21 protein-coding genes, 1 pseudogene and 2 riboswitches are annotated in these 25,126 nt (G+C 39.6%); of the genes and pseudogenes, 12 read left to right on the plus strand and 10 right to left on the minus strand.

What is annotated here, in order from left to right:
• Positions 1-39 precede the first annotated feature (39 nt).
• A riboswitch (cyclic di-AMP (ydaO/yuaA leader) is annotated at positions 40-173 on the plus strand.
• Positions 172-1,479, plus strand: coding sequence for a C40 family peptidase (locus tag DESME_RS09000; RefSeq protein WP_006718382.1), 1,308 nt, complete (start codon positions 172-174; stop codon positions 1,477-1,479). Its footprint overlaps the riboswitch before it by 2 nt.
• 337 nt (positions 1,480-1,816) lie before the next feature.
• Here the strand turns inward: DESME_RS09000 and DESME_RS09005 are convergent, their stop codons facing one another.
• From DESME_RS09005 to DESME_RS16435, 3 genes are all read right to left on the minus strand, one after another.
• Entirely contained in the window at positions 1,817-2,194 is a 378-nt protein-coding gene (locus DESME_RS09005) for a YolD-like family protein (RefSeq protein ID WP_006718384.1), read from the minus strand.
• Positions 2,181-3,455 carry a Y-family DNA polymerase gene (locus DESME_RS09010; protein WP_006718385.1) on the minus strand — a complete coding sequence of 425 codons (1,275 nt, stop codon included), beginning with the start codon at positions 3,453-3,455 and terminating at the stop codon, positions 2,181-2,183. Before DESME_RS09010 ends, DESME_RS09005 begins: the two co-directional genes overlap by 14 nt.
• Before the next feature lie 680 nt (positions 3,456-4,135).
• A complete protein-coding gene (locus DESME_RS16435) occupies positions 4,136-4,372 on the minus strand; it encodes an IS3 family transposase (protein ID WP_084553226.1) in 237 nt (78 codons plus the stop codon).
• Between DESME_RS16435 and DESME_RS09015 the strand changes: the two genes are divergently transcribed.
• The 7 genes from DESME_RS09015 to rnfB are packed head-to-tail and all read left to right on the plus strand — an operon-like array spanning position 4,301 to position 9,672.
• Complete coding sequence (locus DESME_RS09015; protein ID WP_006718388.1) at positions 4,301-4,708, plus strand: SoxR reducing system RseC family protein; 408 nt, start codon at positions 4,301-4,303, stop codon at positions 4,706-4,708. The genes DESME_RS16435 and DESME_RS09015 overlap by 72 nt on opposite strands.
• Before the next feature lie 19 nt (positions 4,709-4,727).
• On the plus strand, positions 4,728-6,047 hold the full coding sequence (gene rsxC, locus DESME_RS09020) for an electron transport complex subunit RsxC (RefSeq protein ID WP_006718390.1): 1,320 nt from the start codon (positions 4,728-4,730) through the stop codon (positions 6,045-6,047).
• Positions 6,044-7,039 (plus strand): RnfABCDGE type electron transport complex subunit D, encoded by a 996-nt coding sequence (locus DESME_RS09025; RefSeq protein WP_006718392.1) that lies wholly within the window; start codon positions 6,044-6,046, stop codon positions 7,037-7,039. Before rsxC ends, DESME_RS09025 begins: the two co-directional genes overlap by 4 nt.
• An 8-nt stretch (positions 7,040-7,047) precedes the next feature.
• Positions 7,048-7,617, plus strand: coding sequence for an RnfABCDGE type electron transport complex subunit G (locus DESME_RS09030; RefSeq protein WP_006718394.1), 570 nt, complete (start codon positions 7,048-7,050; stop codon positions 7,615-7,617).
• Position 7,618: 1 nt separating this feature from the next.
• Complete coding sequence (gene rsxE, locus DESME_RS09035) at positions 7,619-8,242, plus strand: electron transport complex subunit RsxE (RefSeq protein ID WP_006718396.1); 624 nt, start codon at positions 7,619-7,621, stop codon at positions 8,240-8,242.
• The gene (locus DESME_RS09040) at positions 8,239-8,817 is read left to right on the plus strand and encodes an electron transport complex protein RnfA (protein ID WP_006718397.1); all 579 of its coding nucleotides are present in this window, start codon (positions 8,239-8,241) and stop codon (positions 8,815-8,817) included. Before rsxE ends, DESME_RS09040 begins: the two co-directional genes overlap by 4 nt.
• Before the next feature lie 21 nt (positions 8,818-8,838).
• Positions 8,839-9,672 carry an RnfABCDGE type electron transport complex subunit B gene (rnfB, locus tag DESME_RS09045; protein WP_006718400.1) on the plus strand — a complete coding sequence of 278 codons (834 nt, stop codon included), beginning with the start codon at positions 8,839-8,841 and terminating at the stop codon, positions 9,670-9,672.
• Positions 9,673-9,898: 226 nt separating this feature from the next.
• Here rnfB and DESME_RS09050 read toward each other — a convergent pair whose 3' ends face one another.
• The 3 genes from DESME_RS09050 to DESME_RS09055 all read right to left on the minus strand — a co-directional run bounded on the left by DESME_RS09050 (position 9,899) and on the right by DESME_RS09055 (position 12,748).
• On the minus strand, positions 9,899-11,467 hold the full coding sequence (locus DESME_RS09050) for a DEAD/DEAH box helicase (RefSeq protein ID WP_427846174.1): 1,569 nt from the start codon (positions 11,465-11,467) through the stop codon (positions 9,899-9,901).
• Positions 11,398-11,997, minus strand: coding sequence for a DEAD/DEAH box helicase (locus DESME_RS16440; RefSeq protein WP_006718404.1), 600 nt, complete (start codon positions 11,995-11,997; stop codon positions 11,398-11,400). The genes DESME_RS09050 and DESME_RS16440 overlap by 70 nt, the downstream gene beginning before the upstream one ends.
• 286 nt (positions 11,998-12,283) lie before the next feature.
• Positions 12,284-12,748 (minus strand): hypothetical protein, encoded by a 465-nt coding sequence (locus DESME_RS09055; RefSeq protein ID WP_006718405.1) that lies wholly within the window; start codon positions 12,746-12,748, stop codon positions 12,284-12,286.
• 987 nt (positions 12,749-13,735) lie between these two features.
• Between DESME_RS09055 and DESME_RS09060 the strand changes: the two genes are divergently transcribed.
• The gene (locus DESME_RS09060; protein ID WP_006718408.1) at positions 13,736-14,653 is read left to right on the plus strand and encodes a class I SAM-dependent methyltransferase; all 918 of its coding nucleotides are present in this window, start codon (positions 13,736-13,738) and stop codon (positions 14,651-14,653) included.
• A 273-nt stretch (positions 14,654-14,926) separates the two neighbouring features.
• Here DESME_RS09060 and DESME_RS09065 read toward each other — a convergent pair whose 3' ends face one another.
• Together DESME_RS09065 and dgt are read right to left on the minus strand one after the other, a co-directional pair.
• Entirely contained in the window at positions 14,927-15,622 is a 696-nt protein-coding gene (locus DESME_RS09065) for a toll/interleukin-1 receptor domain-containing protein (protein ID WP_006718411.1), read from the minus strand.
• Positions 15,623-15,750: 128 nt separating this feature from the next.
• A complete protein-coding gene (gene dgt, locus DESME_RS09070) occupies positions 15,751-17,157 on the minus strand; it encodes a dGTPase (RefSeq protein ID WP_006718413.1) in 1,407 nt (468 codons plus the stop codon).
• A 465-nt stretch (positions 17,158-17,622) separates the two neighbouring features.
• On the opposite strand from dgt, the gene DESME_RS09075 reads away from it, so the two are divergent.
• The 3 genes and pseudogenes from DESME_RS09075 (at position 17,623) to DESME_RS09085 (ending at position 23,291) form a co-directional block, all read left to right on the plus strand.
• Positions 17,623-18,558 (plus strand): tyrosine recombinase XerC, encoded by a 936-nt coding sequence (locus tag DESME_RS09075; RefSeq protein ID WP_006718414.1) that lies wholly within the window; start codon positions 17,623-17,625, stop codon positions 18,556-18,558.
• Positions 18,559-18,704: 146 nt separating this feature from the next.
• Positions 18,705-19,986, plus strand: a pseudogene (locus DESME_RS09080) (IS110 family RNA-guided transposase).
• Positions 19,987-20,724: 738 nt separating this feature from the next.
• Positions 20,725-20,870, plus strand: a riboswitch (cyclic di-AMP (ydaO/yuaA leader).
• A gap of 414 nt (positions 20,871-21,284) precedes the next feature.
• The gene (locus tag DESME_RS09085; protein ID WP_006716242.1) at positions 21,285-23,291 is read left to right on the plus strand and encodes a KUP/HAK/KT family potassium transporter; all 2,007 of its coding nucleotides are present in this window, start codon (positions 21,285-21,287) and stop codon (positions 23,289-23,291) included.
• Between the two features lie 25 nt (positions 23,292-23,316).
• Here the strand turns inward: DESME_RS09085 and arr are convergent, their stop codons facing one another.
• Positions 23,317-24,066: an NAD(+)--rifampin ADP-ribosyltransferase gene (gene arr, locus DESME_RS09090; protein ID WP_006716241.1), complete on the minus strand. Its 750-nt coding sequence runs from the start codon at positions 24,064-24,066 to the stop codon at positions 23,317-23,319.
• 635 nt (positions 24,067-24,701) lie between these two features.
• Positions 24,702-24,941, minus strand: a complete 240-nt coding sequence (locus tag DESME_RS09095) for a CDGSH iron-sulfur domain-containing protein (protein WP_006716240.1) — start codon at positions 24,939-24,941, stop codon at positions 24,702-24,704.
• Between the last annotated feature and the right edge of the window lie 185 nt (positions 24,942-25,126).

Genomic DNA, 25,126 nt, shown 5'->3' on the forward strand with positions numbered 1-25,126 from the left:
AAGTTATGAAGAATATTAATATTAAATACATAAAGAAAGGAAGAATAGAAGCTGAATCTGGTTTTTCCAGAACGGGGGATCTCGTACTGGGGTGTATCGTGCCGTTAGGTGCGTAGGGCTACACCTGTGCCCAAACCCGTCAACTAACCTCGTAAGCTCAAAAGGTGGCAAATGTTTAAATTTAGTAATCAGAGCTTCAAACGTGTAATCGTGTTTCTCAGTCGTTTCTCACTCAAAGGTATTTCCTTTAAGAAGATTTCTCTGAAAAAGATATCTCTCAAAGACGTCTCTTTCAAACGTATTCCGTGGAAGTCTCCTCAGTTTATCGGCGGAGCCTTGATTGTCACAATCGTATTGGTGGGATCATCCCTCGCTTTTGCCCATCCCCCTGCCTATGCCTTATTGGTTGATTCCAATCAAAAAACCACTGAAGCAGCAACCCAACACGCAGTTGCCCTGAAAATTGATGGCACTACGGTTGCTATTTTAGCAAATGAAGATGAGGCAAACACCTTGCTCCAACAATACAAGGACAGTTTTGCCGATCCGAGTTCCGAAAATAAAATCGACTCGGTGAGTTTTGTTGAAAAGGTGACGATTGAGACGATGGACGCTTCTCCCTCGGAAATTCAACCCCTCGATAAGACCTTGCAACTTCTGATCGATGGCCATCTCACCACCAAGGAGTATACGGTTCAAAAAAATGACTCTTGGTGGTTGGTTGCTCGTAAGAATGATATGTTAACTAAAGATGTCCTCGCAGGAAACCCGGGGATGACCGAGAGTAGTCCGTTAAAACCCGGTCAAGTGATTAAATTGGTGGATACAACACCGTATCTCACTGTGATCAGCAAAGGCACATACACCGAAACCCAAGACATACCTTATAATACCGAAACCAAAACGGATTCGAGTTTGCGAAGCGGCCAAACGAAAGTCATCACTCCAGGGAGCAATGGATCAAAAGTAGTTACTTATGCCTATGAACAAAGAAATGGTCATGATGTCCAACGCAGTGTAACGAGTGAGCAAGTTACAAAACAACCCGTTACACAAGTCGTCCTTCAAGGACCGAAAACTTCAGGGGCTACGAACGTTAGTGTTTCTCGTGGATCTAATGGTTCATCACTTATCAATCACGCTATGAGCTTGATCGGAACGCCTTATGTGTGGGGTGGAACGACCCAAAGCGGGTTTGACTGTTCAGGCTTTACACAATACGTTTATCGTGGGTCGGGAATTTCAATACCCCGTACCTCCTATGCCCAATTTGCTTCTGGGACTTCCGTGAGCCGGAATAACTTATCCCCTGGTGACTTGGTATTTTTCAACACCGATGGACCTGGAGCTTCCCATGTGGGAATCTATATCGGTGGAGGGAGTTTCGTTCATGCCGCTAACCCCCGCCGTGGTGTGACTACAAATAGCTTGAACGAAAGTTATTACGCATCACATTATCTGGGTGCCCGTCGCTATTAAACGATAAAAGGACGTACGAAATCCTGAATTTCGTACGTCCTTTTTAGGTGGAGCCTTTGTTAGCTCTGTTTTTCAAAGCCTCCGTAATATCTTGCATTTCATTTAGATATGCTTGAGGGAATGTAACTTTTATCAAATTCTATTTAGCTCTAAATGTTCAAATACTTCTGACTAAAATTCTTATCATAATAGTCGTGTGACATATTATACCACAATAAACCTCCTTTTTTAGGAGGTTTATTGTATGAGTATTTATCACTTAAACCTGAGATGTAGCACTGAATAAATAGGTGTTATTAGCCACTAAACCGACTTATGAATTGTAACCTTGGTCACATCATAAAACTCCATGCCGCGAATCTTCTTCAGCTGTTTCTTCCATTGAAATGTCCAGAATGTCATCAAATGTAATTTTCGTATCAGCGATGCGCAAGATGCGGTTAACCACATTGAAAAGTAATACCTCACCGCTTATGGAACGATACTCACCATCACAGAAATAGGTAACAGTCGCAATACTGCCTTTTTGCAGCAAGGCAAGCTTCGCGTTAAGTTCGTCCGCCATCTCCTCGGACAGCTCCGTTTTCTGGACAATGCCAAGATCACGCTCTTTCTTCGCCAGAGCCTCATTGAGACCTCTTACGGCAGCAAAGGGCATAAACTGCTTTGCCCGCTCGGATACGGGCATTTTAGCTCTCGGTCTACTTGCTGCCACTCTTATGCCCTCCAATCTGATGGTTCCGCTCACGCGTGGTGGCAGCTTCTTCAAAGTTCATTCCTTTCAGAACAGCATCTTTGCCACATCTCTTCTTGATGCTGAGAACGGCCTTTTGAACCTTATGATTGCGTTCCACTGCTTCGTCCTGCGTATCAAAGAGGCTGAGCTGATGGTATCCCGTTTCAGCTGCCACATTATTGCAGGAGATGTTAATGCGCCGGACGGGTTTACTCTTATCAACGATTCGCTCATAGAGTTCAACAACCGCAGGAATCAGCACCCTATCGGCGCTGGATGGGGTTGCAAGCGATGCCGTTCCTTTTGCCGGGTCAGCACGGAGCGCGTTAGAGTAACCGACTTGTAAGGACACGGAGGCCGTCACAAGCTCTTTCTCTACCAGATCAAGGCAGAGCAAGTCCATCATTTCCCGCACAATCAGTTTGCCCTCATCGAAGGTATAATCCCGCATGAGAACCTGCCCGCTGGTAAGGCAGTTTGTTTTCGGCTTAAAGGCTTTTATATCCGCAATGGTCGTCGGCTCACGTCCCCAAGCATGGTCTATCAGTAGCTCGGCATCAATGCCAAATATCTTATAAAACATATCCTCATCAGCATGAGCGACCTGTCCCATTGTTGTGATACCGCGTTGCCCCAAGCGTCGTGCCGTTCCAGCACCGACGCGCCAGAAATCGGTGATGGGTTTATGGTCCCAAAGCGTCTTTTGGTAGGACTCTTCGTCAAGAATACCGATGAAATCCGGCGAGTGTTTCGCCGTTATATCAAGAGCGATTTTGGCGAGGTAAAGATTTGTACCGATACCACAGGTCGCTCTGATGCCGGTCTTTCTAAGAACCTCTGCCATGAGTTTTAACGCCATCTCCTTGGCAGTCAGTCCATAATGTGAAAGGTAACTGGTAACATCAAGAAAAGCCTCGTCGATGGAATACACATGGATATCGTCTTTTGAGATGTATTGCAAGTAGATACCGTAAATCTCGGCGGCGTAGTCAATATACTTCTGCATTCGCGGCTCGACCATGATATATTTTATGTTCTTCGGTATCTCAAATACCCGACAGCGATTGTGGATGCCTAGTGCTTTCATCGTCGGAGTAATAGCAAGGCATATGGTCTTATCCGACCGTTCAGGATCAGCGACAACCAGATTCGTGGTCATAGGGTCGAGACCCCGTTCCACGCATTCGACCGAAGCATAGAATGACTTTAGGTCTATACAAAGATATGAGCGATTTGTCATTCTGTTTAATCCTCCTGTCTGCGGGCTATTCTTTGCATTCTTATTGTGAAGGTGTAAAAAGAGACGGAATTGTTACTGAACCAACTCTCGTCTCTTTTAGAATCTACTTGATAATTGCCTCTTTCATCGGGAATTTGGGCAAGCAATTCTTTTAAATCATATTTTCACCATGCTATTTCCCCATTTACGGATATTTGCCTACATTGTATCGCATCTTCCTTTTTGTCTTGTATACAAAGTATAAATAACCTTTTGTTATTTATCAAATTAATGTCTAACTCCTTATAAAGAGATGGATTAACACGCTATTTAAATAATCCTCATGATTAATCGTAGCTCATTTTTTTCTCAAAATTGTCCAATCTTATCTGATTCATCTCGTATCATTAATATGTTGTAATGTAAATTTTTTGAGCAATTAAATGTTACTTTCTTGCAGGAAGTCTTTTTTAAATGTAGAAGCACTAATTATCTCATTGGAGGACTTAAGGAATATACCAATCAACAATAGGATATGCAGGTGATTGGGGGTGCATATCATGAAAACTATGACCAGAGTCGAGTAAGAAAAGTAAACGGCGCGAAATCTAACCATTATGTGATTGTGGGAACATTGACATTCGGATCATTTCTTTAGCATATCTTTAATCTTGACCAAGGAAAAAAGACCAGCCCGGTGTTTATGGTGGTTGCAGATTCATCAAACGGTGAACTCGGTTCTTACTACATTTAATTTTGTGTTTTCGAAGATCCTTAGTAATCCGTCTAAAACCGTATAATTCTTTAGATTTCTTGTGGATTCTTTTGATTTTCTTTTTGTCAATGTGAAAAAGGAGTCTGAACAAATGAGTGAGATGCTTGAAGGAATAGTTGTGGAACTTAAAGGTGAAAATGCCACGGTGAGAATCAGCAGGCATAGTGAATGCATCGGTTGTGGTGCTTGTCCAGGAGACAGCGCGATGATTCTCGAAGCTACCGATACCCTTGGCACAAAAATTGGTCAACATGTTTTAATTGAGAATAAGAAAAACAATATGATTTTTGCCTTCTTTATGGTATTCATTATGCCCTTACTAGCGGTAGCACTGGGAATATACCTTGGCTATTATTTTTCTTTAAAATTCATGATTTCAACAGCTTTAATGATGATCTTGGGAGGGGTGCTCTTTGCTCTGTTAGCGATAATTGGAGTCAAACACTTTGATTCATCGCTACAATCAGAGAAGCCTATTATTATAAGAGTCATTCAATGAAGAGAAAGGAGTGGTAAAGTTGTTTGGAAAAATCAAGTGGGGTATTCATCCTGATACCCACAAAACAGCAACAGAAAGAAAAGCTATTGAAATCCCTGAGCTGCCAAAGAAAGTGATTCTCCCAGTTCGTCAACATATAGGCGCACCTTGTACGCCTATTGTGAAAAAGGGGGATACTGTGAAAAAAGGGCAGCTTATTGCCTCTGCGGGCGGTGCCGTTTCAAGCAATGTTCATGCGACTATTTCAGGCACTGTTGTGGAAATTTCTGATCAACCTCATCCAAGCCTAGGGAAATGTCTTGCTATTATCATTGAAAATGATGGTCTGGATCAGTGGGCAGAAGGTGTTCCAACTAAACGCGAATGGGAAAACCTAAATCATGATGAACTTATTGATATTATTAAAGATGCAGGTATTGTTGGATTAGGCGGTGCTACCTTTCCCGTTCACATTAAACTTACTCCTCCCAAGGATAGTGTTATCGATACATTGATCATTAATGCTGCAGAATGTGAACCTTATTTAACTGCAGATCATCGTATTATGCTTGAATATACGGAGCGTGTGGTTACAGGCGTAGCTATCCTCAAAAAAATCCTAGCGGTTAACCATGTGATCATTGGCATCGAAAATAATAAATTAGATGCCGTAAAAACTTTAGGAGACGCTTTTAACGACCCACAGGTCGATGTTGTAGCGGTTCCCACCAAATACCCACACGGTTCAGAAAAGATGTTGATCAAAACACTACTGAATCGTGAAGTACCATCGGGGAAACTACCGTTAAGCGTCGGAGTCGTAGTCCAGAATGTGGGTACCGCTGTCGCTGTTTGTGATGCGGTCCGAAATGGGATTCCTTTGATTGAAAGAATTGTTACGGTAAGTGGCAGCGCGATCAAGGAACCTAAAAACCTGCTTTTGAGAATTGGAACTCTATTTTCTGATGCTATAGCCCACTGTGGTGGATTCAAATTTGCACCTGATAAAATTATTATGGGTGGCCCTTTTATGGGAATGGCTCAGTATTCAATCGATGTCCCTGTGATTAAAGGAACAAATGGAATCCTTGCTTTAAGCAAAAATGAAGTCAACTCTGGCCCGCAATCACCTTGTATTCGTTGTGGACGATGTGTCGAGGGATGTCCGATGGGTCTAAATCCGAGTATGCTCAGTATTCTCAGTGAAAAAGGATTTTTTGATGAAGCTCTTGATACGTATCATTTGCTTGATTGTATGGAATGCGGCTGTTGCAGCTATGTTTGTCCAGCAAAACGGAAAATTGTCCATTTTATTCGGTATGCAAAAAAGATGTCTGCGCTGAAGGGGGCAAAAAAATGAGCACTGAGATCGTTATTGATGAGCAATCGAAGAAAATGATTGTTTCTTCGTCGCCGCATATATTTGATAACACCTCAATTTCAAAGATTATGTGGACGGTTACTCTCACTTTATTGCCAGCCGTAATTTTTGCCATCTTCCATTTTGGCATGTCGGCATTCGTGACCTTAGCTGTTGGGAGTCTATCCGCTGTGCTTTTTGAGGCAATCACCCAAAAAATATTGAAAAAGAAAATTACGGTAAGCGACGGCAGTGCCTTCTTATGCGGATTGCTTCTGGCTATGTGCTTACCGCCGGGAGTACCTGTTTTCGTTCCCATTGTTGGGTCATTTGTGGCGATCGTCATCGCTAAGCACTCAATGGGTGGATTGGGTTTTAATATTTTTAATCCCGCCCATATTGGGAGAGCTGTTTTAATGGCTTCGTGGCCTGTATTGATGACAACATGGACTAATATGGGTCCCAAAGTGGATGTAATCACGGGTGCTACGCCCTTGAACATATTGAAACAGGATGGTTACGGTGCACTGATCCAAGTTTTCGGAAACCAAACGGAAATGTATAAATCTATGTTTTTGGGGTTTAGAAATGGAAGTATTGGCGAGACGTCAGTTGTCCTACTTGTTCTTGGCGGGCTTTTCCTTATTTATAAACGTTATATCGATTGGACAGTCCCAGTTGTGATGATTGCTACCGTCGGAGCGCTTACCTGGATATTCGGCCCGCAAGGTCTTTTTACAGGGGACCCGCTTTTTCATATGATGGCCGGTGGCCTTATTATCGGTGCCTTTTTCATGGCCACGGATATGGTTACGACGCCAATTACGAGAAAAGGAAAGCTTATCTTTGCTGCAGGGGCAGGTGCGCTCACAGTTTTGATTAGGCTCGTCGGAGGATACCCAGAAGGTGTTTGTTATTCAATCCTCCTCATGAACTGTGTTACCCCATTAATCGATCGTTATATCCAACCTGCTCAATATGGAAGGAAGTGAGATAGTTAATGACTTCAGAATATGCTGAAAAAAATAGGAATAGTATCTTGAAGATTGCCCTTAATTTGACAGCAGCTTGTGTGATATCAGGGCTTATTATAGGTATAGTTTATTTTTTTACTAAAGATATTGCTATTCAAAAACAAATTGAATTAAAAAATCTAGCGCTTCAAAGTCTGGTGGCAGAAGCGGATCAATACACTCGTATTCCAGATAAAACAGATTGGTATACCGCATCTAAAAATGGTCAAGTCATTGCCTATATAGTTCCGACAGAAAGTAAAGGCTATGGCGGCCCTATTAAGATGTTGGTCGCGATTGACAAAAATAATAAGATCATTAAATATACTATCCTCGAGAGTAAAGAAACTCCAGGGTTGGGAGATAAGGCATCCAAACCGCTCTTCGCCGATCAATTTGTAGGAAAAAGTGTTAATAACCTTCAAGTAACGAAGAATCAAAGCGACAAAGAATCAATTCAGGCCATCAGTGGTGCTACGATATCCTCAAAGGCGGTGACCTTAGCTGTGAAAAATGCTATGGATGAAGTTGCTAATTTTGCGAAGGGGGTGAATTAAGATGTCATTGTGGAAGAACTTTTCAAAAGGTCTCATCGTGGAAAATCCGATCTTTGTCCTAGCTCTGAGTCTTTGCCCTGCCCTTGCAGTCACTAGTTCAGTTGCAACTGCGTTAGCTATGGGGCTATCCGTTACCTTTGTTATGTCAATGAACAATCTTATCGTTTCATTAATACGTAAAGTGGTTAATGAAAAAGTACGGGTACCCATTTATATTACTTCAATTGCCACAATTGTTACTGTTGTTGAATTAATACTAAAGGCATTTTTGCCTTTGCTTTATAAAGATTTAGGAATTTATCTAGACCTAATTGTAGTATTTGCGATTATCTTAGCACGGGCAGAGGTTTTTGCCTCAAAGAATCCCCCTCTTCCATCCTTCGTTGATGGTCTGGGTATGGGAGTTGGCTTTACATTAGCCATGGTCATTATCGGAACTATCCGGGAGATCATCGGGAATGGAAGTATTCTGGGGTTTGACTTGTTTGGGCCAACCTATCAACCCGCATTAATTATGATTCTAGCGCCAGGTGCATTTATACTCATTGGCTACTGCGTAGCCGCTTTTAAAATTCTTAATCAACATATTGAAAAACGCCATAAAGAGAGAGGTGAGATCGCATGAATGATTATTTACTCCTTTTTATTGGGGCGGTTGTCGTTAATAACTTCGTACTAACACGGTTCCTTGGCTTGTGCATTTTCTTTGGCGTTTCCAATAGCCTTAATGCTTCAGTCGGAATGGGTATGGCTGTAACATCGGTTATTACCTTGAGTTCAATGTTCGCCTGGGGAGTATATAATTTTATCTTAGTACCCTTAAATGTCACATTTTTAACAACAATCGTGTTTGTTCTACTCATCGCGAGTTTTGTCCAATTGCTCGAAATGGTGATCAAAAAATATGCGCCAGGTCTATATAAGATGTGGGGGATTTATCTACTTTTGGTTGCGACTAACTGTGTTGTGCTTGGTGTTCCGTTGATCAATGTTGAATCGAATTACACGTTTTTGAAAAGTGTCGTCAATTCGGTGGGATCTGGTGTGGGGTTTGCTTTAGCAATTACCCTAATGGCCAGCTGTCGAGAGAAATTACGCCTAGCTGATGTGCCGAAATCCTTGCAAGGATTGGGAATTGCATTTATTATCGCAGGATGTTTGTCCTTATCATTCTTTGGTTTCTCCGGAATGATAAAATAGCGGAAAGGGAGGGATATGAGCATGCAGATTATTATAACGATTGTTGCAGTAATGGGTCTTGTGGGATTGTTCTTTGGACTAGTTCTAGCTTTTGCTAATAAAAAACTGGCAATTGAACTGGATCCATTGATCCATAAGGTTGAAGATATTTTACCTAAAGGACAATGTGGTTCTTGCGGTTTTGCGGGTTGTTCAGCTTATGCTGAAGCCGTCGTTATGAATGAGGATGTGCCCCCGAATCTTTGTGTACCGGGAAAAAAGGCAGTTGCGGATAAAGTGGCTGAATTAACCGGAAAAGCAGCGGCAGAGGTTGAGTCAAAATTTGCCTTTGTAAAGTGTACCAATCCTATTAGTATTGCAGAAAAGAAATATGAGTATTCAGGGCTTGATGATTGCGTTGCTGCCAATATATTATTGTCTGGTCCAAAAGCATGTGAATATGGGTGTATTGGCTTAGGAAGTTGTGTCAAGAAATGTGTGTTTGGTGCTCTTTCGCTCAACGATCAAGGATTGCCAGTTGTAGATAAAGAACTATGTACTGGTTGTGGTCAATGTGCAGCAATTTGTCCGAAAAAGGTCATAGAAATGATTCCAATTGATGCTCATGTTACAGTTGCATGTAATTCGCACGATAAAGGTGCAATAGCTCGCAAATATTGTCCAACAGCTTGTATCGGTTGTGGTTTGTGCAAAAAGCAATGCCCATATGAAGCCATTCAGATCAAAAATAACCTAGCGGTGGTCGATTCGAACATCTGCATCGGAAAATGCAATCAACGAGTTTGCTTGGAAAAGTGTCCCACGAAAGCGATCGAGGAGTGCCTAATTTCTTCTTTGAGAATGAGAGCTGTTTAATAACTAATCTACACACTCTTAATTACAGACCCCGCAAGCGATTGCGAGGTCTATGTTTTTGAAGTAAATTTTAAAATAATTATTGGATACCCGCATTCCCGATAATTTATAACGAGTATAGCGGCTTAACTCCAAGGCTTCCTGCATAACTGTGACCTTCGTCCCCTCGCACAAGTATCATATTAATATACCAGACTTTGAAAGCTAATATGACCCCTTAATCCGCTCAATCCTTCTCAAACCTCTTATAATACTCCTCTAACTTTTCATCACAATGGCTAATAATCCATTCCTTCTCTTCCATAGATAACTTCTTGAAAATATGCCGATTAAACTCCACATACTCGATTTCCCTACACCTATTCATAAAGCGCATATCTTCAAAGCGTTTAAAGGGATTTCTAAAAATATTTCCCTCTACTTCCTTTCTACTGTACCTGTCCTTACAATAGACACTAGATTTCTTCTCCGCTACTAAGCCCTTCGCTTTTCTTGTCTCGTAAAAGTCGATAAAGTAATCAACCATATCTTCAACTAAGACTTTACCCTTCTCATCGACATTGCTAAGCATTGCTTTTAGAAGTACAGGCTTATATGAATAGCTCATATCCATCGTTCTAACCATTTCCATGAATTTATCCTTCATATTAGCTGGATTGATTAAGTCCCAACCATACTGTGTTGCGTACTTCTTAACTGTTTCTTCTTTAAAATACTTAAAGGTTCGTTTATCACCAAAAGGAACCTCCAGATCCGCAAGGATTTTCCCCTCACGAATATACTTGTCAATGGTTTCAGATTGTACATCAACCCTTTGTACAAACTCCAATTGAGAGATCATATCCTTGACTTCATCCTGCCAGTTGAAGAGATCAATCAGTTCGTAGTCGGCCACATTAATGGGGAAATCCAAGTAAACCGAGGGCTTTTCCCCCCGAGCTAACAAATCACGATCTAACTCAAACTTTTTATTTGGAGACAGAACGTAACTTCCAGTCTGGTATTCCTTGATGTTGAAAAGCCTATGCAGGGAATACGGCATGTTGAAGAGATTCGCATTATCAATAAAGTCAAAGACCATGAGATATTCTTTGCCTGCACTTTTTCGCATCCCTCTTCCCAATTGCTGAATATAGAGCGTTTTGGAGAGGGTAGGTCTTGCCATGAAGAGCACCTCTGTTTTGGGACTATCCCAGCCTTCGTTCAGAAGGTCACAGGCACAAAGTACATTAATGTCACCATTTTCGTACTGATCCAAGGTTCGCTTCCTATCCAAAGGTTTCATCAAACCAGATACGGCTTCGGCACGTATCCCGCTTTCCTTAAATAATTGGGCAATCTCCTGGGCATGGCGCACAGAAGCACAGAATACCACGGTCTTTTTATCCCTTACCCACTCCTGGTAAGTTCCTACAATAATCTGGTTTCGTTCCGGAACAAAAAGCTTGCTCTCCAAGTCTTGAGAGTAGTATTTGATACCATTAATACGGACCGTCGAAAGATCAACATTAGTCTTGATCCGAATACAGCGGATAGGTACCAGTTCTCCGATCTCTACAGCCGTTTTCAAGTCCAACTTATGGGCTACCTTCTTGAAAACCTCCAGTAGATCCTCTCCGTCTGTTCTATCCGGTGTAGCTGTAAGTCCTAAGGTGAATTCCGGTGTAAAATACCCCAATATCTTTTTATAGGTATTGGCCGCACCATGATGACATTCATCGATGATCACATAGCCGAAATCTTCCGGTCTAAATTCCTCCAGATTACGGGCAACACTTTGAATACTACCACACACCACATAGGCATCTTTATCTTTTGCTCCGCAACATACATACCCGTGGAGACATCGTCCCAAAGGCTTTGAAAGGTGCTCTTGGCCTGAGCTACCAATTCCTGAGTATGGGCTAAAAAGAGGGTGCGCCTGCCTAGCTTCCTAGCATCGCTTACTGCCGTTACAGTCTTTCCTGTGCCTGTAGCATGGTAAAGAAGGGCAATACTCTCCCCTTTCAAGCGCATTTCTTGGAGATTGGATAAAGCAGCGACTTGATGATTCTTAAGCTCAAGGATCTTGCCTTTTTGAGGGGGTAAGTAATCATTCAGCATCTTAAAAACAGGCATATCCCCTAAAAAGATGCGGAATTCATCCTTAACCTTTTCCGGAGTGTGCTTCAACTGATTATAGACCCATCGATAGACTTTCCAGTTATCATGAATAAGGCTGTTTTGTTTAAGCCCAAAGGTCTCACAAAACAGCTCAATGAACAGATCCTCTGCCAGACTATGCAGCTTGCCGGTTTGCCCATATTCTACAGTTAATTGCCTCACCTCAAATTACAAGCTTTATTCGTAAGCAAAAAAAGAAACTTATCGTTTCTACTAAGCCGTTTGATTTTGGGAGACAAAACGGTCATTCTCAGCCCAAATCACACTCCATTATTTATAGGATTTATCGTCTGATTTCACACTATAATTCACATGGCTGGATACAACTGAAATTCCCAGCAAAAAAGAAGCACGCTCAAATAGAGTGTGCTTCTTCGTATTGCAGAGTCGCAAAATAAGAAAAATGTGACCTAGCATTAGATTAGTCACGGTTATTAAATTGTTATCTTTATTTTGCACCGTCTGCTTTCATTGGAAAAGCAGTTTTACTTACTAGAAAATTACTGAATTCTGCAATTAATGCTTTATTACCCAGGTTATTTTCTATCTTAGTTAAATAATCTTTCAACATACTGGTATTATCATTGACCTTCTTATTCGATTCAAGTACCATAAACTTCTTTAAATTAAAAAGCATTTGTCCCAATTCTTTATTTTCTTTGTATGATGTATACGGATAAATACTTGATAATGATGAGACTATCTCTACGCAATTTTTTATTGCTGTTTCATTTGTTAGTGATACACCTTCAAATAAATCAATGCTTTGACTAATTCCACCGAAATCACTTCTAAATTTGGAATCTAAGAAATCCCTATCCTTTTTTAGATTAAGAAATAGGAATAAATTAACCCCAATCGAGCCTATTAAGAATATCAATAAAACCAATGATGTTATTCTCTGTCTAGTCATTTCATTCCCCCTCTCTTTGACGGTTGTAACATGTATACTGATACTAAAGCCCAACTGATTTCTTCATTTCTAACACCACTAAAAAGTATATGTGTTGGTGCATAAAATCTTACAAATACGCATTAGAGAATAGTACATAGATATTCCATATTATAACATTGAATACCTCCCCTCGGCTTAACAAAATTCGCCTTGTTATCCACTCAGTTCTTGTATAATTCACATCCCAATTCGCAAGGTATTTCACTACCTATTCACATAGTAGTAATAATTTTATTACATAGGTGTGAATTGGCATGTGAATCCAGACTCAATTTTCTCGCAAAGCCTTATTATAATGGGAAAATCTCAGGTGATTTTGTATGTGAATTCATCTGAGATTTACGTTGTGAATTATGAATTTGTCTCCCAAAATCAAACGGCTTACGTTTCTACTAAGGGGTTCCATTTTGGAGTTGAAAATCAAAAATAGCATAGGTTTCAGCACAAAATCAGCTGGTGTTTAGCATCTGCTGATTTTGCTTTATCCCGCTTGTATCAAGGGGTCTATTTAAAAATAACATAAAATTAGCAGTTTTTTAGCGCTTCTTTAGCAAAGGAAATAATTATTTATCCAGCTAGAATTACGCTGAAAATCTGCTGTTTTTCTTGCTAAAACAGTGCTGAAATCTTGCTGAAAAGAGGTTAATTCAGGTAAGTTCCCAATAAGGTTCAGGAGGTTTATGATTAGAATGATATTCTTTATCTCATATAATATGGTTTTTGCGTTATTGTAGGAAAATGCGTAATAAGGATTATTTATATTAGCCTTATCATATTTAGAATACACTTTACTGTTTTATTCTATTAAAAAAGCCGCCACTATAAAGGTGACGGCTTTGTAAATTCTTCATTTTTTCTATCTTTACCATACCACAAAATGGGAAAAAATTCAAGTCTTGTAGTGTTAGCAGAAAAGTAGTATTAAGTATTAGAGGTGATAATTTTATGGAACAAAAAAGTATGACAGCACTCGTAAGTGCCTTTTCAAGAGCGTATCATTCAACACAAAATGCGGAGAAAGTATTTGACGATTATTTGGCAAAGGAAATCTTAAGGGAGGATGAATACGAACAATTAGCAAGCAACATGTCGAAAGGAATTGGTTTCTTCAATCCATCCTTTGTTGGTACACAGGACGAGGCTTTGCGATGGGTTGTTAATAATCAGTTATCACCATCTCCATTGGGTAGAGCAGTATTTGCAGAAAAATCACTTGAAAATGCTGTTCAAATAGGTGCGAAGCAGTATTTAATTTTTGCTGCCGGATATGACACATTTGCATATCGCCAGCCTGACTGGGCATCAAAAATACAAATCTTTGAAATAGACCACCCTGCTACCAGTGCGGACAAGCAAAAACGTATTCAATTAGTAGCAGCGGAAAAGCCCGCCAATTTACACTATGTGCCTGTGGATTTCAAAGAAAACAACTGGCAAAGCAATTTACTTGCCTGTACAGAAGAATTTGATGTAAACAAAATCAGCTTCTGTAGCTTGCTTGGAATAAGCTACTATTTGTCTAAGCAGGTTTTTACAGAAACAATCAACACGATTTCAAGCTTTGTGCCAAAAGGAAGTAGTATTGTTTTTGATTATCCCGATGAATATACCTATACCGACAAAGCAACAGAACGTGTTAAAAAGCAAACAGCGATGGCTGGTGCGGCAAAGGAAAAAATGCTTGCAAGCTATTCTTATCTGGAGTTGGAAAAGCTATTAGTTGATAGTAATTTCTTAATTTATGAACATTTGACACCGAATGAAATAACAGAGCAGTATTTCAAAAAATATAATCAAGCGAACCCAGAGCGCCCAATGACAGCTTTTGATAATGTGAATTATTGTTTGGCTGTCAGAAAATAAAAACAAATACTAGAAAATAAGCATAACTCTGTATTTCCAGTTAAATGCGCATAATTCTTATAATGTGCAGTTCACAAAATAGTTCGGACTGCTGAGTTTGCTTATACTATACTTGTCATTGCCTAGAACGTCCGGCGGCTTGCACTACCTTTCAAGCGAGCTATAACTTTCAATTTCACACTACCTTTTTTCTTCGGGGTTAGTGCAACCGTTGTGCAAAACCGCTCGTTATCAGCAGCGCTATTCGTCCATAGAGTTTGATTTTTTTGTCGTTTATGTAGTAACCAATTCAGCTATTTTAGCCGCAACATCTGCCATTGATTCTTCAATAGTACTTAAGCCACTTCGCGAGCCAAGTAACGGACTAACTTCACGTAAATCCTCAAAAGTCGTATTATGTACAATAGGGACAAGCAAATCACGAGCTAGCAAAGCTGAAAGTTCTTTATCTGCTATTCCTTCTCCCTCAACACGTTTAAGAAATGAAGGCGTAACTAATACAATACCGACACGAGATTTTGCCAACCCTTTATCAATTTCACGAAGTAAAGATGAACCTAAAGGAACATCCTTTTCACTAAACCAAATAGTTACACCTTTTGATTCAAGGAGATCGTGTAATTCTTTAGCTGCGCCTTTACGGTCATCCCAAGCGTGACAAAGAAAAACATCTCGTAAATCTGGTAATTTCGAACGCTTCTCAACATTATCACGCACAGGGGTAAGTGTTCGAATTTCCGCAGAAGTATATAAAATACTAGAACCAACTAAAGACCAACGTGCTTTCGTCTTAGTTTGTCCGCTAACACTACTACGACTTGTAGAACTGTTTGATGATGAAGAATACGGTGAAGAATATGAGGAATAAGAGTTGTAACCTCGATAACTACCTCCACCTCCACATACTGGGCAGCTTGCCCTTCCACTTGCCGTGCGATGACCGTAAACTGGTGCTGTACATCTTGCCATAGTTTTATTCCCCCTATATTTTTTTAAGAAAATTATATCCGTTTGTGTTATTGATAACCCCTAAGTCAATTCTTTACATCATGCATCTGTTTGAACTTCCCATTATTTACATAATGGGAAGTTATTCTCTATACTCGCAATAGATTGATTCCTTCTAACATTTGGTATGTCTCCAACGCAAATTCATCTGTCATGCCACTCACATGATCAACAATCAGATGAATTCTCAACCACCATTCATATACCAAAAATTCTTCAGTTACTGTCTGATCAAGTTTGTCAACAGCGTACCAATATGCTTTTACATATCGTTTACCGAGTCTGTTAAACAATCGCTTTTCAACATCAAAATTGTCCACTTCCTTTTGCTTCGCGATTTTTTCAAAGATGGAATAAGGTAATTTAAGTATTAGCTCATAATGCCTTAATATTCCAGTTATGACTGCATATCCGGTTAATTCAATACTTTCGGCTTCAATAGAGGTATACAAAACTTTCTTTGATACTTTCTTTATGGTACTTAAAACACGGCCCATTCCATCATGAGGTATTAACTCTTTAGCGGTTCCGTTATAGAATTCCTCATGATTATCTATATAATTTTGAATTGCTTCTTGCACAGCTTTTTTGGACCATGGAATGGAGATATCATGATTAAAGTTATCAATATGATCAGGAATTTTGACCGGACAGGTTACTTCACGGTAATCCTGAGTCCAAGATTCTCTAAACTCATTAAGAAAGTCTTGCTCGGTTAGTATTCGTTTTTCAATACCGTCTGATATATCGCTCAAACAATAAGCTATATCATCTGCAGCCTCCATAATGTATGTTAACGGATATCTGTGATGTAATTCTAAATTAACCTCGGAGCACATTTTTACCACTAAAGATTTTTCGGTTTGAAAATATCCCGCTTTTTTTAAAATTCCATTATCTCGATCCTCACCTGCCGCTCTGGAATATTTTAAAGCACAGAGTAAAGTTGCATATGTTAAATTCAAACTAAACTCATCGCGTTCAGTGTGTAGTCTCGTTATTGTACGAAAGCCTTGAGGATTTCCGTCAAATTCTTCAAAATCACTCATGAGTAGAGAGAATTTAGTGTTCTGAGATATTACTTCTGTAGGTAACTTTGGTAAACTATTTCTTGCCCAGTCCTGAATAGCTGCCTCACCGAAATGCCCAAATGGAGGATTCCCTATATCATGTATTAAGCAGGCATTTTCAACAATAGCGACTATATAAGGCACAGAACGAATCGAGATAATGTTTTTGTTAAATAAGCGTTGAGCAATGCCATTTGATAAAGTTCTTCCCAGATCAGAAACTTCAAGTGAATGAGTCATTCTTGTTCGTACACTTGCATTTGGTTCTAAAGAAAAAACTTGAGCCTTTTGCTGAAGTCTCCTAAACGATGAACAATATAGTACACGTGATCTGTCGCTATAAAATTCATCAATTTGAGCGGATCTTTTTACCGTTGATGAACGCTCTCGGTTAACACTCAATCTATTTTTATAATCATACTTCATTTCAATACTCCCTCTCGCCTAAAGATATATTACTGACCTATCAATTTTTAATAATTTTATAAAAACCAACTGTGCTTCACATTATTGCTAAAAGCCAAGGAAATTTATAATTTAATCACATCAATATTTATTCTCCTCGAAACTTATCTATAAGCATGTTAACATTATCCTAATGTCGAATACTCGTAAAAATGGTCGATGATAACGCATCGACCAAATGGGCAAACCTACAGATGAATGAATAATAATGACTTGTTTAATTACAATTGCCATTTAAATCAGCACCGTACAAAACATACACGAAAGGGAGCACTCTTGCGATCCCCCCGTTTTTCCAACTTCTGAACTAGACTAGTGCCCTTTCCATCCTACTTCCGCGAATTCTTATAACTCCTGGTTGTTATTGCTAAAATCACTTTATCTCCTGCTAAATAGGTCAAGACTATTGGTAAGGAGATGATTACTATGCAATCAAACAAAAGTTGTCCGCTTATCGAGCAGTATCTAGGATATCTTATAGTTATTAGAGGTCGGTCTGAAAGCACTATAAAAGAATACCGTACAGACTTACTTATGTTCTTTGAGCATGTTCTTAATTCCCGAGGCATTAGCTTAATCAATAGCGACTTCTCATTGGTAACCTTGGAATTCATTAAATCGGTATCCGTTAACGAGATGTACGCTTTCATAGCCCATTGTCAAACGAAATTAAAGTCTTCTGCCGGTACAAGGGCAAGGAAAATAATCGCAATACGACAGTTTTGGAAGTATCTAAAGACAAAAGTTCATCTTATTGATAACAACATTGCCGAAGAGTTGGAAACACCCAAGCTACCCAAAAGAATTCCCAAGTATCTTACCTTGGAGGATTCCGTCAGACTGTTGATCCAATGTGAAAAATCGCCGCGCGACCATTGCATTATCACTATATTTCTTAACTGCGCACTGCGGTTATCCGAATTAGCAAGCCTGGATATAAACCAGATAGATAGTGATGTGCTCAGCGTGATCGGCAAAGGAAACAAGGAACGAAAAATCTACTTAACCCCTGCCGCCAAGAAGTCGATCAATATATGGTTTCAAATACGAAATAGCCTTGATGTGCAAACCAAAGCTTTGTTTGTTTCACGAAACAAACAGCGGTTGACAACCAAGGCTATTCAAAACATTGTTAAAAAAAATGTTATTGCATCAGGGCTTGATCCTCAAACTATCTCGACCCATAAGCTGCGCCATACGGCCGCGACGTTAATGTATAAGTATGGACGTGTTGATATTCGGTCATTTCAACAAATCCTTGGACACGAGAGCGTGGCCACAACAGAAATTTATACCCATATTGATGACCATCAATTGCAGTCTGCTGTGAACTCAAATCCCCTTGCCATGATGTTTAATTAGCTTCTTCAGGATGGCTCAAGACGATTTGTAGCATTCCTGTAACAAGAAAAAATGAGCTTTGAAAAAAAGATGACCTCACGTTAAGCTTTGAGAGGACACACTGTTGGCCAACAGAATCCAATCAAAAAATACCGGAGGTCATCCAGATGAATTTTACACAAAACGAGAAACTAAATCAACTTTCAGAAAGTAGTATTGTCATTGGAGTGGACATCGCAAGCGAACTTCATTATGCCAGAGCTTTCGACTGGCGAGGAGTAGAGCTAGGGAAAGTATTCAAGTTTGCAAACACTGCAGAAGGATTCAAAGACTGCTACGCATGGATTGAACGGCTAAAAAGGCAGACACATAAGGACTCCATAATAGTAGGCGCAGAGCCAACCGGCCATTACTGGTTCAATCTAGCATCATATTTTAAAGAGCAAAGCATTAAGCTAGTCCTGGTCAATCCATTTCACGTAAAACGTAGTAAAGAACTGGATGACAATCATCCGAGCAAAACGGATGCCAAGGATCCTAAAACAATCGCTAAGCTGGTGATCGAGGGCAGATTCAATGAGCCTTACATTCCGGAAGGGATCTATGCGGAATTGCGAATAGCTACGGCTTGCAGAATGCGCATACAAAGGATATGAATAGCATAAAAATCGCATCCAGCGGTGGCTAAAAATATACTTTCCCGAGCATGAAACGGTGTTTGCTAAATTTGATGCCACAAGTAGCATGCTGGTGCTGCAAGAAGCCCCTCTACCCAGCGATATTGAAAAACTTGGAGCAGAAGGAATAAACCAAATTTGGAGGGACAACAAACTGAGGGCAGTGGGTATGAAAAGGGCTAAGAGCCTGTATGAAGCTGCTCAAAAGAGCATTGGTTGCACCGAAGGAGAGTTTTGTTCCCGAATGGAAATCAAGCTATTACTCCAAGACTATCATAATAAAACAGCACAATATCAAGCGATCACAGAGGTCATTGATGGTTTGTGCAGTCAAATACCAGAAGTAGCAAAGCTACTTGAAATTAAAGGTGTGGGACTGGTTTCAGTAGCTGGTTTTATCTCTGAGGTTGGAGACATTAGACGCTTTAATTCTCCGAAGCAGATTCAAAAACTTGCCGGATTGGCCTTGCGAGAAAGCAGCTCAGGCAAGCACAAAGGACAGACCACGATCAGCAAACGGGGGCGAGCGCGACTGAGGGCAATTCTATTTCAAGCGGTGATGCCACTAGTCTCTAACAACACAGAGTTTGCAGAGATACATAAGTATTACACGACAAGAAACAAGAATCCTCTCAAAAAGAAACAATCGCTAATCGCCTTAAGCTGTAAACTGATTCGGGTATTCTATGCAATATTAACGAAAGGCATAGACTACGACCCGCAAAAGCTAATTAAAGACATCCATCGTCCCGTTGAGTATTTAGCAGCGTAACAGAAAGTGCAAATAAGCAGTTCTGTTGGTAGGCGTCACCACAGAATGTACCCAAATCATAGTAATCTAACAAGATAAAAGAGCTGGTAGTCAGTCAACATATTATCCATTAGAGCAAAGACTCGGTTTTGTAGCATTACTGACACCCAATCATGGATAGGTGGAACGAAGGAATTTAGGGCAGATGTGTTAATCTTGACCCTGTTAGACATGGGAGGTTTACCACCGTGAGTATAGTGGGTTTACAACGGCCAACATATTAAAAATAGCAGACGTTGGCTTTGCCATACTCAGTTTCTCTGAATTATGCATTCTATGCGAATTTTATCCGTGATGAGCTTTTTAGGTAAGTTAGGAATTCTATGAAAACAAGAGAAAATCAAAGTAAATCCCAAGATATTATAGGGAGGATAATGGGAACAATGTATCGCCAAATGGTTGTTCCGCTACATAAGTACGATGTGCAACCTCGGAAGGAACAATTCTTAACAGTTGTATAATTGAAGAATCCGAATAATTGGAGAACTATTAAAGGGTCTTGAATAGACATGTCAATCAAAGTTGAACTTAATGATTTCGGGTTAAGCACATGAAAGAAAAATGCAGATATAATGCACGTTACTAATAATGAAAGAAATTCCAGTAAAATCTAGGCCTTATTGGAGAATTTGAAAGGTTTTTATTCAAATTCGGTTCTATACAATCCAATATAAAGGGATTATTATGAGTAGAAGTTGAATAAAGCCAGCGCTGAATTCTATGGAAGCGGGGGAACCAAGTCTGGGCTATCAATTAGCCAAATGGGGTGAATCACTGAATGTGACGGGTTATTCCTTTCAATCCGAATCCGACAGCTAACCTCGTAAGCGTTGAAAGGGGGTTAAAAGCAAACCATACCCTTTGGTTTGTTATACACTTTGACATTAACCCCAAATGGGGTTTTTCTTTTTTAGGAAGCTAATAGCATGGAATTCATTTTAAAAGTTATAAAAGGAAGAGAATAATAAACTTGTGGCTAATCGGGAAAACTTCATGCGCGGACTACTTGAGTAAGACTGCTCAAACGTTGAAGGTCGCTCTGAATGGTTCGCCAATATTTTAAGGAAGGCATTGCCGGAGTTTAATCTGTCATAGGTAAACCGCACTCTGTATTACCCCCCACACTGTATTTACTAAATACGCTGAAAAAACTCACTTTCAAAAGTAATACAGCAGCCTAACGGCAACTGCATGAAGATCATTTTGTTTATTCAATAATATCACTGATAAATTGATATGAAGGAATGAAGGACAAAATAATGGAAAAAGCATTAAATATCTACAAGGAACGGCCATTAACCTTAGCCGGTATGCTCGTAACAATCGGTGTTGTTTATGGTGATATTGGTACATCACCCTTATATGTTATGCAAGCATTAGTTGAAGGGAATGGTGGATTAAAATCCCTTTCCAATGAGTTTATATACGGTTCCCTTTCCCTTATTTTCTGGACTCTTACCTTACTTACCACGATTAAGTACGTCCTAATTGCACTCAAAGCAGATAATCATGGAGAAGGTGGCATCCTTGCACTGTATTCATTGATTCGAAAGATGGGTGGCTGGCTGATTGTTCCAGCTATGATTGGGGGAGCAGCCCTTTTAGCTGACGGTGTTTTAACTCCGGCAGTTACCGTCACAACTGCTGTGGAAGGTTTAAAAGGGATTCCGGCCTATGCGAATAGCTTTGGCTCTAGCCAATCCACTGTTATTTTGATTACCATCATTATTCTTTGTGTCCTATTCCTCATACAACGAACGGGAACGGAGATCATAGGACGATTATTTGGACCCATTATGATTTTATGGTTTACCATGTTAGGGATTCTAGGTGTTATACATATTTTCGGAAACCTTGATATCTTAAAATCATTTTCTCCCTACTATGGAGTTAAACTGTTGTTTAGTGACGAAAATAAAGTCGGGTTTGCAATCTTGGGCAGTGTATTCTTGGCTACAACAGGGGCAGAAGCGTTATATTCGGATCTAGGACATGTAGGACGAAAAAATATTTATGGAACTTGGCCTTTTGTTAAAATTTGCTTGCTGCTCAACTATTTTGGTCAAGGGGCTTGGTTGTTACAGGTTAAAGATAATCAGGGGCTACAAAATATTATGGACTTTAATCCGTTCTTTGAACTAATGCCCCATAATTTTCGTATCATTGGTGTTGTCTTTGCTACTTTAGCAGCTATTATTGCTTCCCAAGCCTTAATTTCCGGATCCTTTACCCTTGTCTCAGAGGCCATTAAGTTAGATCTACTGCCGAGATTAAGAATTAACTATCCAGCGATGTCTAAAGGGCAAATGTACATTCCGATCGTCAATTTCCTCTTAATGATTTCTTGTATCGGAGTGGTCCTATTCTTTCAAACATCGACACACATGGAATCGGCTTATGGGTTAGCTATTACAATTACGATGCTGATGACCACAATCTTATTGTTCAATTACCTTCTTCAAAAAAAGGTATCCAGGGTACTCGCACTCCTCATGGTTATCATTTTTGGAGTATTGGAAACTGCTTTTTTCGTCTCAAGTGCCGTAAAGTTCTTTCATGGCGGTTTTATAACTGTGATTATTGCTTCTCTCATTTTAATTCTGATGTTTTTATGGTTAAAAGCGACACAGCTTGAACAAGTCGTGACGAAAGAAGTTTCACTGGAAGATTATATTTCTAAGCTTGATAATCTAAGAAAAGATGAACATATTCCAGTATATGCCACGAATTTGGTTTATCTAACCAGCAAATCAAAATCAGGGCATATAGATAATGAAATCATTTATTCGATTTTAGATAAGCGGCCAAAAAGAGCAGAAGTTTATTGGTTTATAAATGTACAGGTAACAGATGAACCAAGGACAATGGCCTACACCGTAGAAAACTTTGGAACCGATTATGTTTACAAAATTCAACTGCGCTTAGGATTTAGGGTTGAACAAAAAGTGAGCACGTATCTAAGACAAGTTGTTACAGATCTAATGGAATCCCACGAACTAAAACAACAACCGCAAATGTATTCTACAAATGTAGTAAATCGTAACGTTGGGGATTTCTGTTTTGTTTTAGTCCGTGAAGAACTTGCTCATGATACCAACCTTCCTTTATATGAACGATTAATCATGCAATTTAAACTCAGCATAAAGCAAATTACGGTTTCCCCTGTGAAATGGTTTGGGCTCGAACATACGGATGTTAAAGTTGAACACGTCCCATTGCGTTTAGGAACCACTCGGCCAATCAAACTCAAGCGAGAACTTCTATAAAATCAAAGGGTGCTTTGCTTTATGCTCAGTTAATAATCTCGCCCTTGTTTTTGGCTAAATTTTCGCGCCATTTGTGTCGCTCGGTCGTTGTCAGTTTCGTCCACTCTGTTTCTTCACCAATAATTCTTAGAGGTTCTTGTGAGCGATAAGAACGTGTTAAGTTACCCGGAAATTTTTTATCCGTAACATTTGGGTCGTTTTCAAATTCACCTGTTGGTTCTATTCTATAAACGCGTTCTCTTCCTTCTCCTTTTGCTAATGCTGCTGCAAGTCCTGCGCCATTTGCGTTAGCAGTGAAATAAATGTGGTTCATTTTAAGCTCAGGTTTGTAATTTGAATTACCCCCCGCTGTCAGTAAATCACCAACTTGCAATTCTGCCTTTGTTCCATGATAAAATGGTCCCTTATCAGAAGGCGCACCCTTATAGGAATTTGATAATTCATAATTTCTACTTGCATTATTAGAATCACACAATTCCTCATAACATTTGGCAATGTTTAAATATAACGTTGAGAATGCACTTTTGACATTTTCATCATTTATATTTAGTGCACACCGTAATGATGTTTCCATCCATTCCAATTTGTCTGTAATACTCTTTTGTTGACGAGCGAAATGATAAGCTGCAATAAATCTTTCATAGTCGTCTGTTGCTTCGTGCCATGCTTTATTAAACATCGTGGTTGCATCTTCAATGTTTCCACTATCTTCTAAATTAATCCCCATCATACAGAGTTTAATAACAACATTATTTGGATCAAATTTTATATCCATTTTATTTTCCCCCCTGTAAAGTTAGCTCATCAGATAAGCCATGTTCGTACCATCAATTGCCACCGCTATTGCTAACGGATTGTTTTTGGTCAATTCTACCCTGGGTTTACCATTGAGATAAAGTTGAACCATTTGATTTTTTAAATTCGTCTGTAAATGATCTTCGTTCCCGCTTGATCATAGCAATCTCCTCGTCTTTCAATATTGGTTTTAAGTTTACTAGGCCTCAAGAGAACTGTCCATTTAAGTGTAACCTATCCACATCGAGAAATTCAAACAGTTAAGGTCAATAGCTAAAATAGGGTTATAGAAATATTAGTGATTGGAGAAAAAAGGAGGAAACTTGCCATAAGCTTTGCGGCGGTGTATCCGTTGGCGATACTGATTTGACAGACTACATTCGGGAACATATACCAGTCGATAACCTGTTAGTTTTCGGGGGTGGCCGTGAAGAAGTTGATGAATAACGTGATAACAAACGCGGAGAAATAAGTCAAATTATCCTTCGTTTTTAGCAGAAAATCAGTCACGACTTGGCAAATCCAGATCGTGACTGATTCATTTCCGGAAGGCACTTTATGCATAAAAATTGTACTCCAATGAAATTCGGAGTACAATTTGCAAGTTTATATTTATTACAGATTTTGGTGTGAACCATCACAATATGGAGGGTTTTTGGTGTGCTTACAAGCACATAAGTACGCTGTTTCATCTTTCTCAGCAGTAAATGCCATAGGTGTAAATGAAGTGTCTTGATGGGCTCCGTTACAAAATGGCTGATTATCGCTTTTGCCACATGTGCAATAATAATACGTTTCACCCTTCTTGAGTTCTACTGGTATAGGCGATTTCCCCGCAACAACAGGTTCATCCATACTTGTCTCTCCTTTTTACATTGATTTATTTGTTTCGCTCTATTTTGCGTCTTAAACTTATAAGTTATACCTTATGCTACTACGTACTTTTTTTGTAAGGTGCTCCTCTAACACCCCTTAAATGTCCAAAATTACTGCCACATAGATAAGTATGGATTTTAGCAAATAGACCATTCTAATAAAAA

Origin of the sequence: Desulfitobacterium metallireducens DSM 15288, assembly GCF_000231405.2 — a bacterium.
GTDB lineage: Bacteria > Bacillota > Desulfitobacteriia > Desulfitobacteriales > Desulfitobacteriaceae > Desulfitobacterium_A > Desulfitobacterium_A metallireducens.

Excerpts from the sequence above, each read along its gene's own strand:
- DESME_RS09000 (WP_006718382.1), top strand. The coding sequence starts at position 172 with ATGTTTAAATTTAGTAATCAGAGCTTCAAACGTGTAATCGTGTTTCTC.
- DESME_RS09010 (WP_006718385.1), bottom strand. The coding sequence starts at position 3,455 with ATGACAAATCGCTCATATCTTTGTATAGACCTAAAGTCATTCTATGCT.
- DESME_RS09015 (WP_006718388.1), top strand. The coding sequence starts at position 4,301 with ATGAGTGAGATGCTTGAAGGAATAGTTGTGGAACTTAAAGGTGAAAAT.
- DESME_RS16435 (WP_084553226.1), bottom strand. The coding sequence starts at position 4,372 with ATGCCTGCTGATTCTCACCGTGGCATTTTCACCTTTAAGTTCCACAAC.
- DESME_RS09025 (WP_006718392.1), top strand. The coding sequence starts at position 6,044 with ATGAGCACTGAGATCGTTATTGATGAGCAATCGAAGAAAATGATTGTT.
- DESME_RS09030 (WP_006718394.1), top strand. The coding sequence starts at position 7,048 with ATGACTTCAGAATATGCTGAAAAAAATAGGAATAGTATCTTGAAGATT.
- rsxE (WP_006718396.1), top strand. The coding sequence starts at position 7,619 with ATGTCATTGTGGAAGAACTTTTCAAAAGGTCTCATCGTGGAAAATCCG.
- DESME_RS09040 (WP_006718397.1), top strand. The coding sequence starts at position 8,239 with ATGAATGATTATTTACTCCTTTTTATTGGGGCGGTTGTCGTTAATAAC.
- rnfB (WP_006718400.1), top strand. The coding sequence starts at position 8,839 with ATGCAGATTATTATAACGATTGTTGCAGTAATGGGTCTTGTGGGATTG.
- DESME_RS09055 (WP_006718405.1), bottom strand. The coding sequence starts at position 12,748 with ATGACTAGACAGAGAATAACATCATTGGTTTTATTGATATTCTTAATA.
- DESME_RS09060 (WP_006718408.1), top strand. The coding sequence starts at position 13,736 with ATGGAACAAAAAAGTATGACAGCACTCGTAAGTGCCTTTTCAAGAGCG.
- DESME_RS09065 (WP_006718411.1), bottom strand. The coding sequence starts at position 15,622 with ATGGCAAGATGTACAGCACCAGTTTACGGTCATCGCACGGCAAGTGGA.
- dgt (WP_006718413.1), bottom strand. The coding sequence starts at position 17,157 with ATGAAGTATGATTATAAAAATAGATTGAGTGTTAACCGAGAGCGTTCA.
- DESME_RS09075 (WP_006718414.1), top strand. The coding sequence starts at position 17,623 with ATGCAATCAAACAAAAGTTGTCCGCTTATCGAGCAGTATCTAGGATAT.
- DESME_RS09085 (WP_006716242.1), top strand. The coding sequence starts at position 21,285 with ATGGAAAAAGCATTAAATATCTACAAGGAACGGCCATTAACCTTAGCC.
- arr (WP_006716241.1), bottom strand. The coding sequence starts at position 24,066 with ATGGATATAAAATTTGATCCAAATAATGTTGTTATTAAACTCTGTATG.
- DESME_RS09095 (WP_006716240.1), bottom strand. The coding sequence starts at position 24,941 with ATGGATGAACCTGTTGTTGCGGGGAAATCGCCTATACCAGTAGAACTC.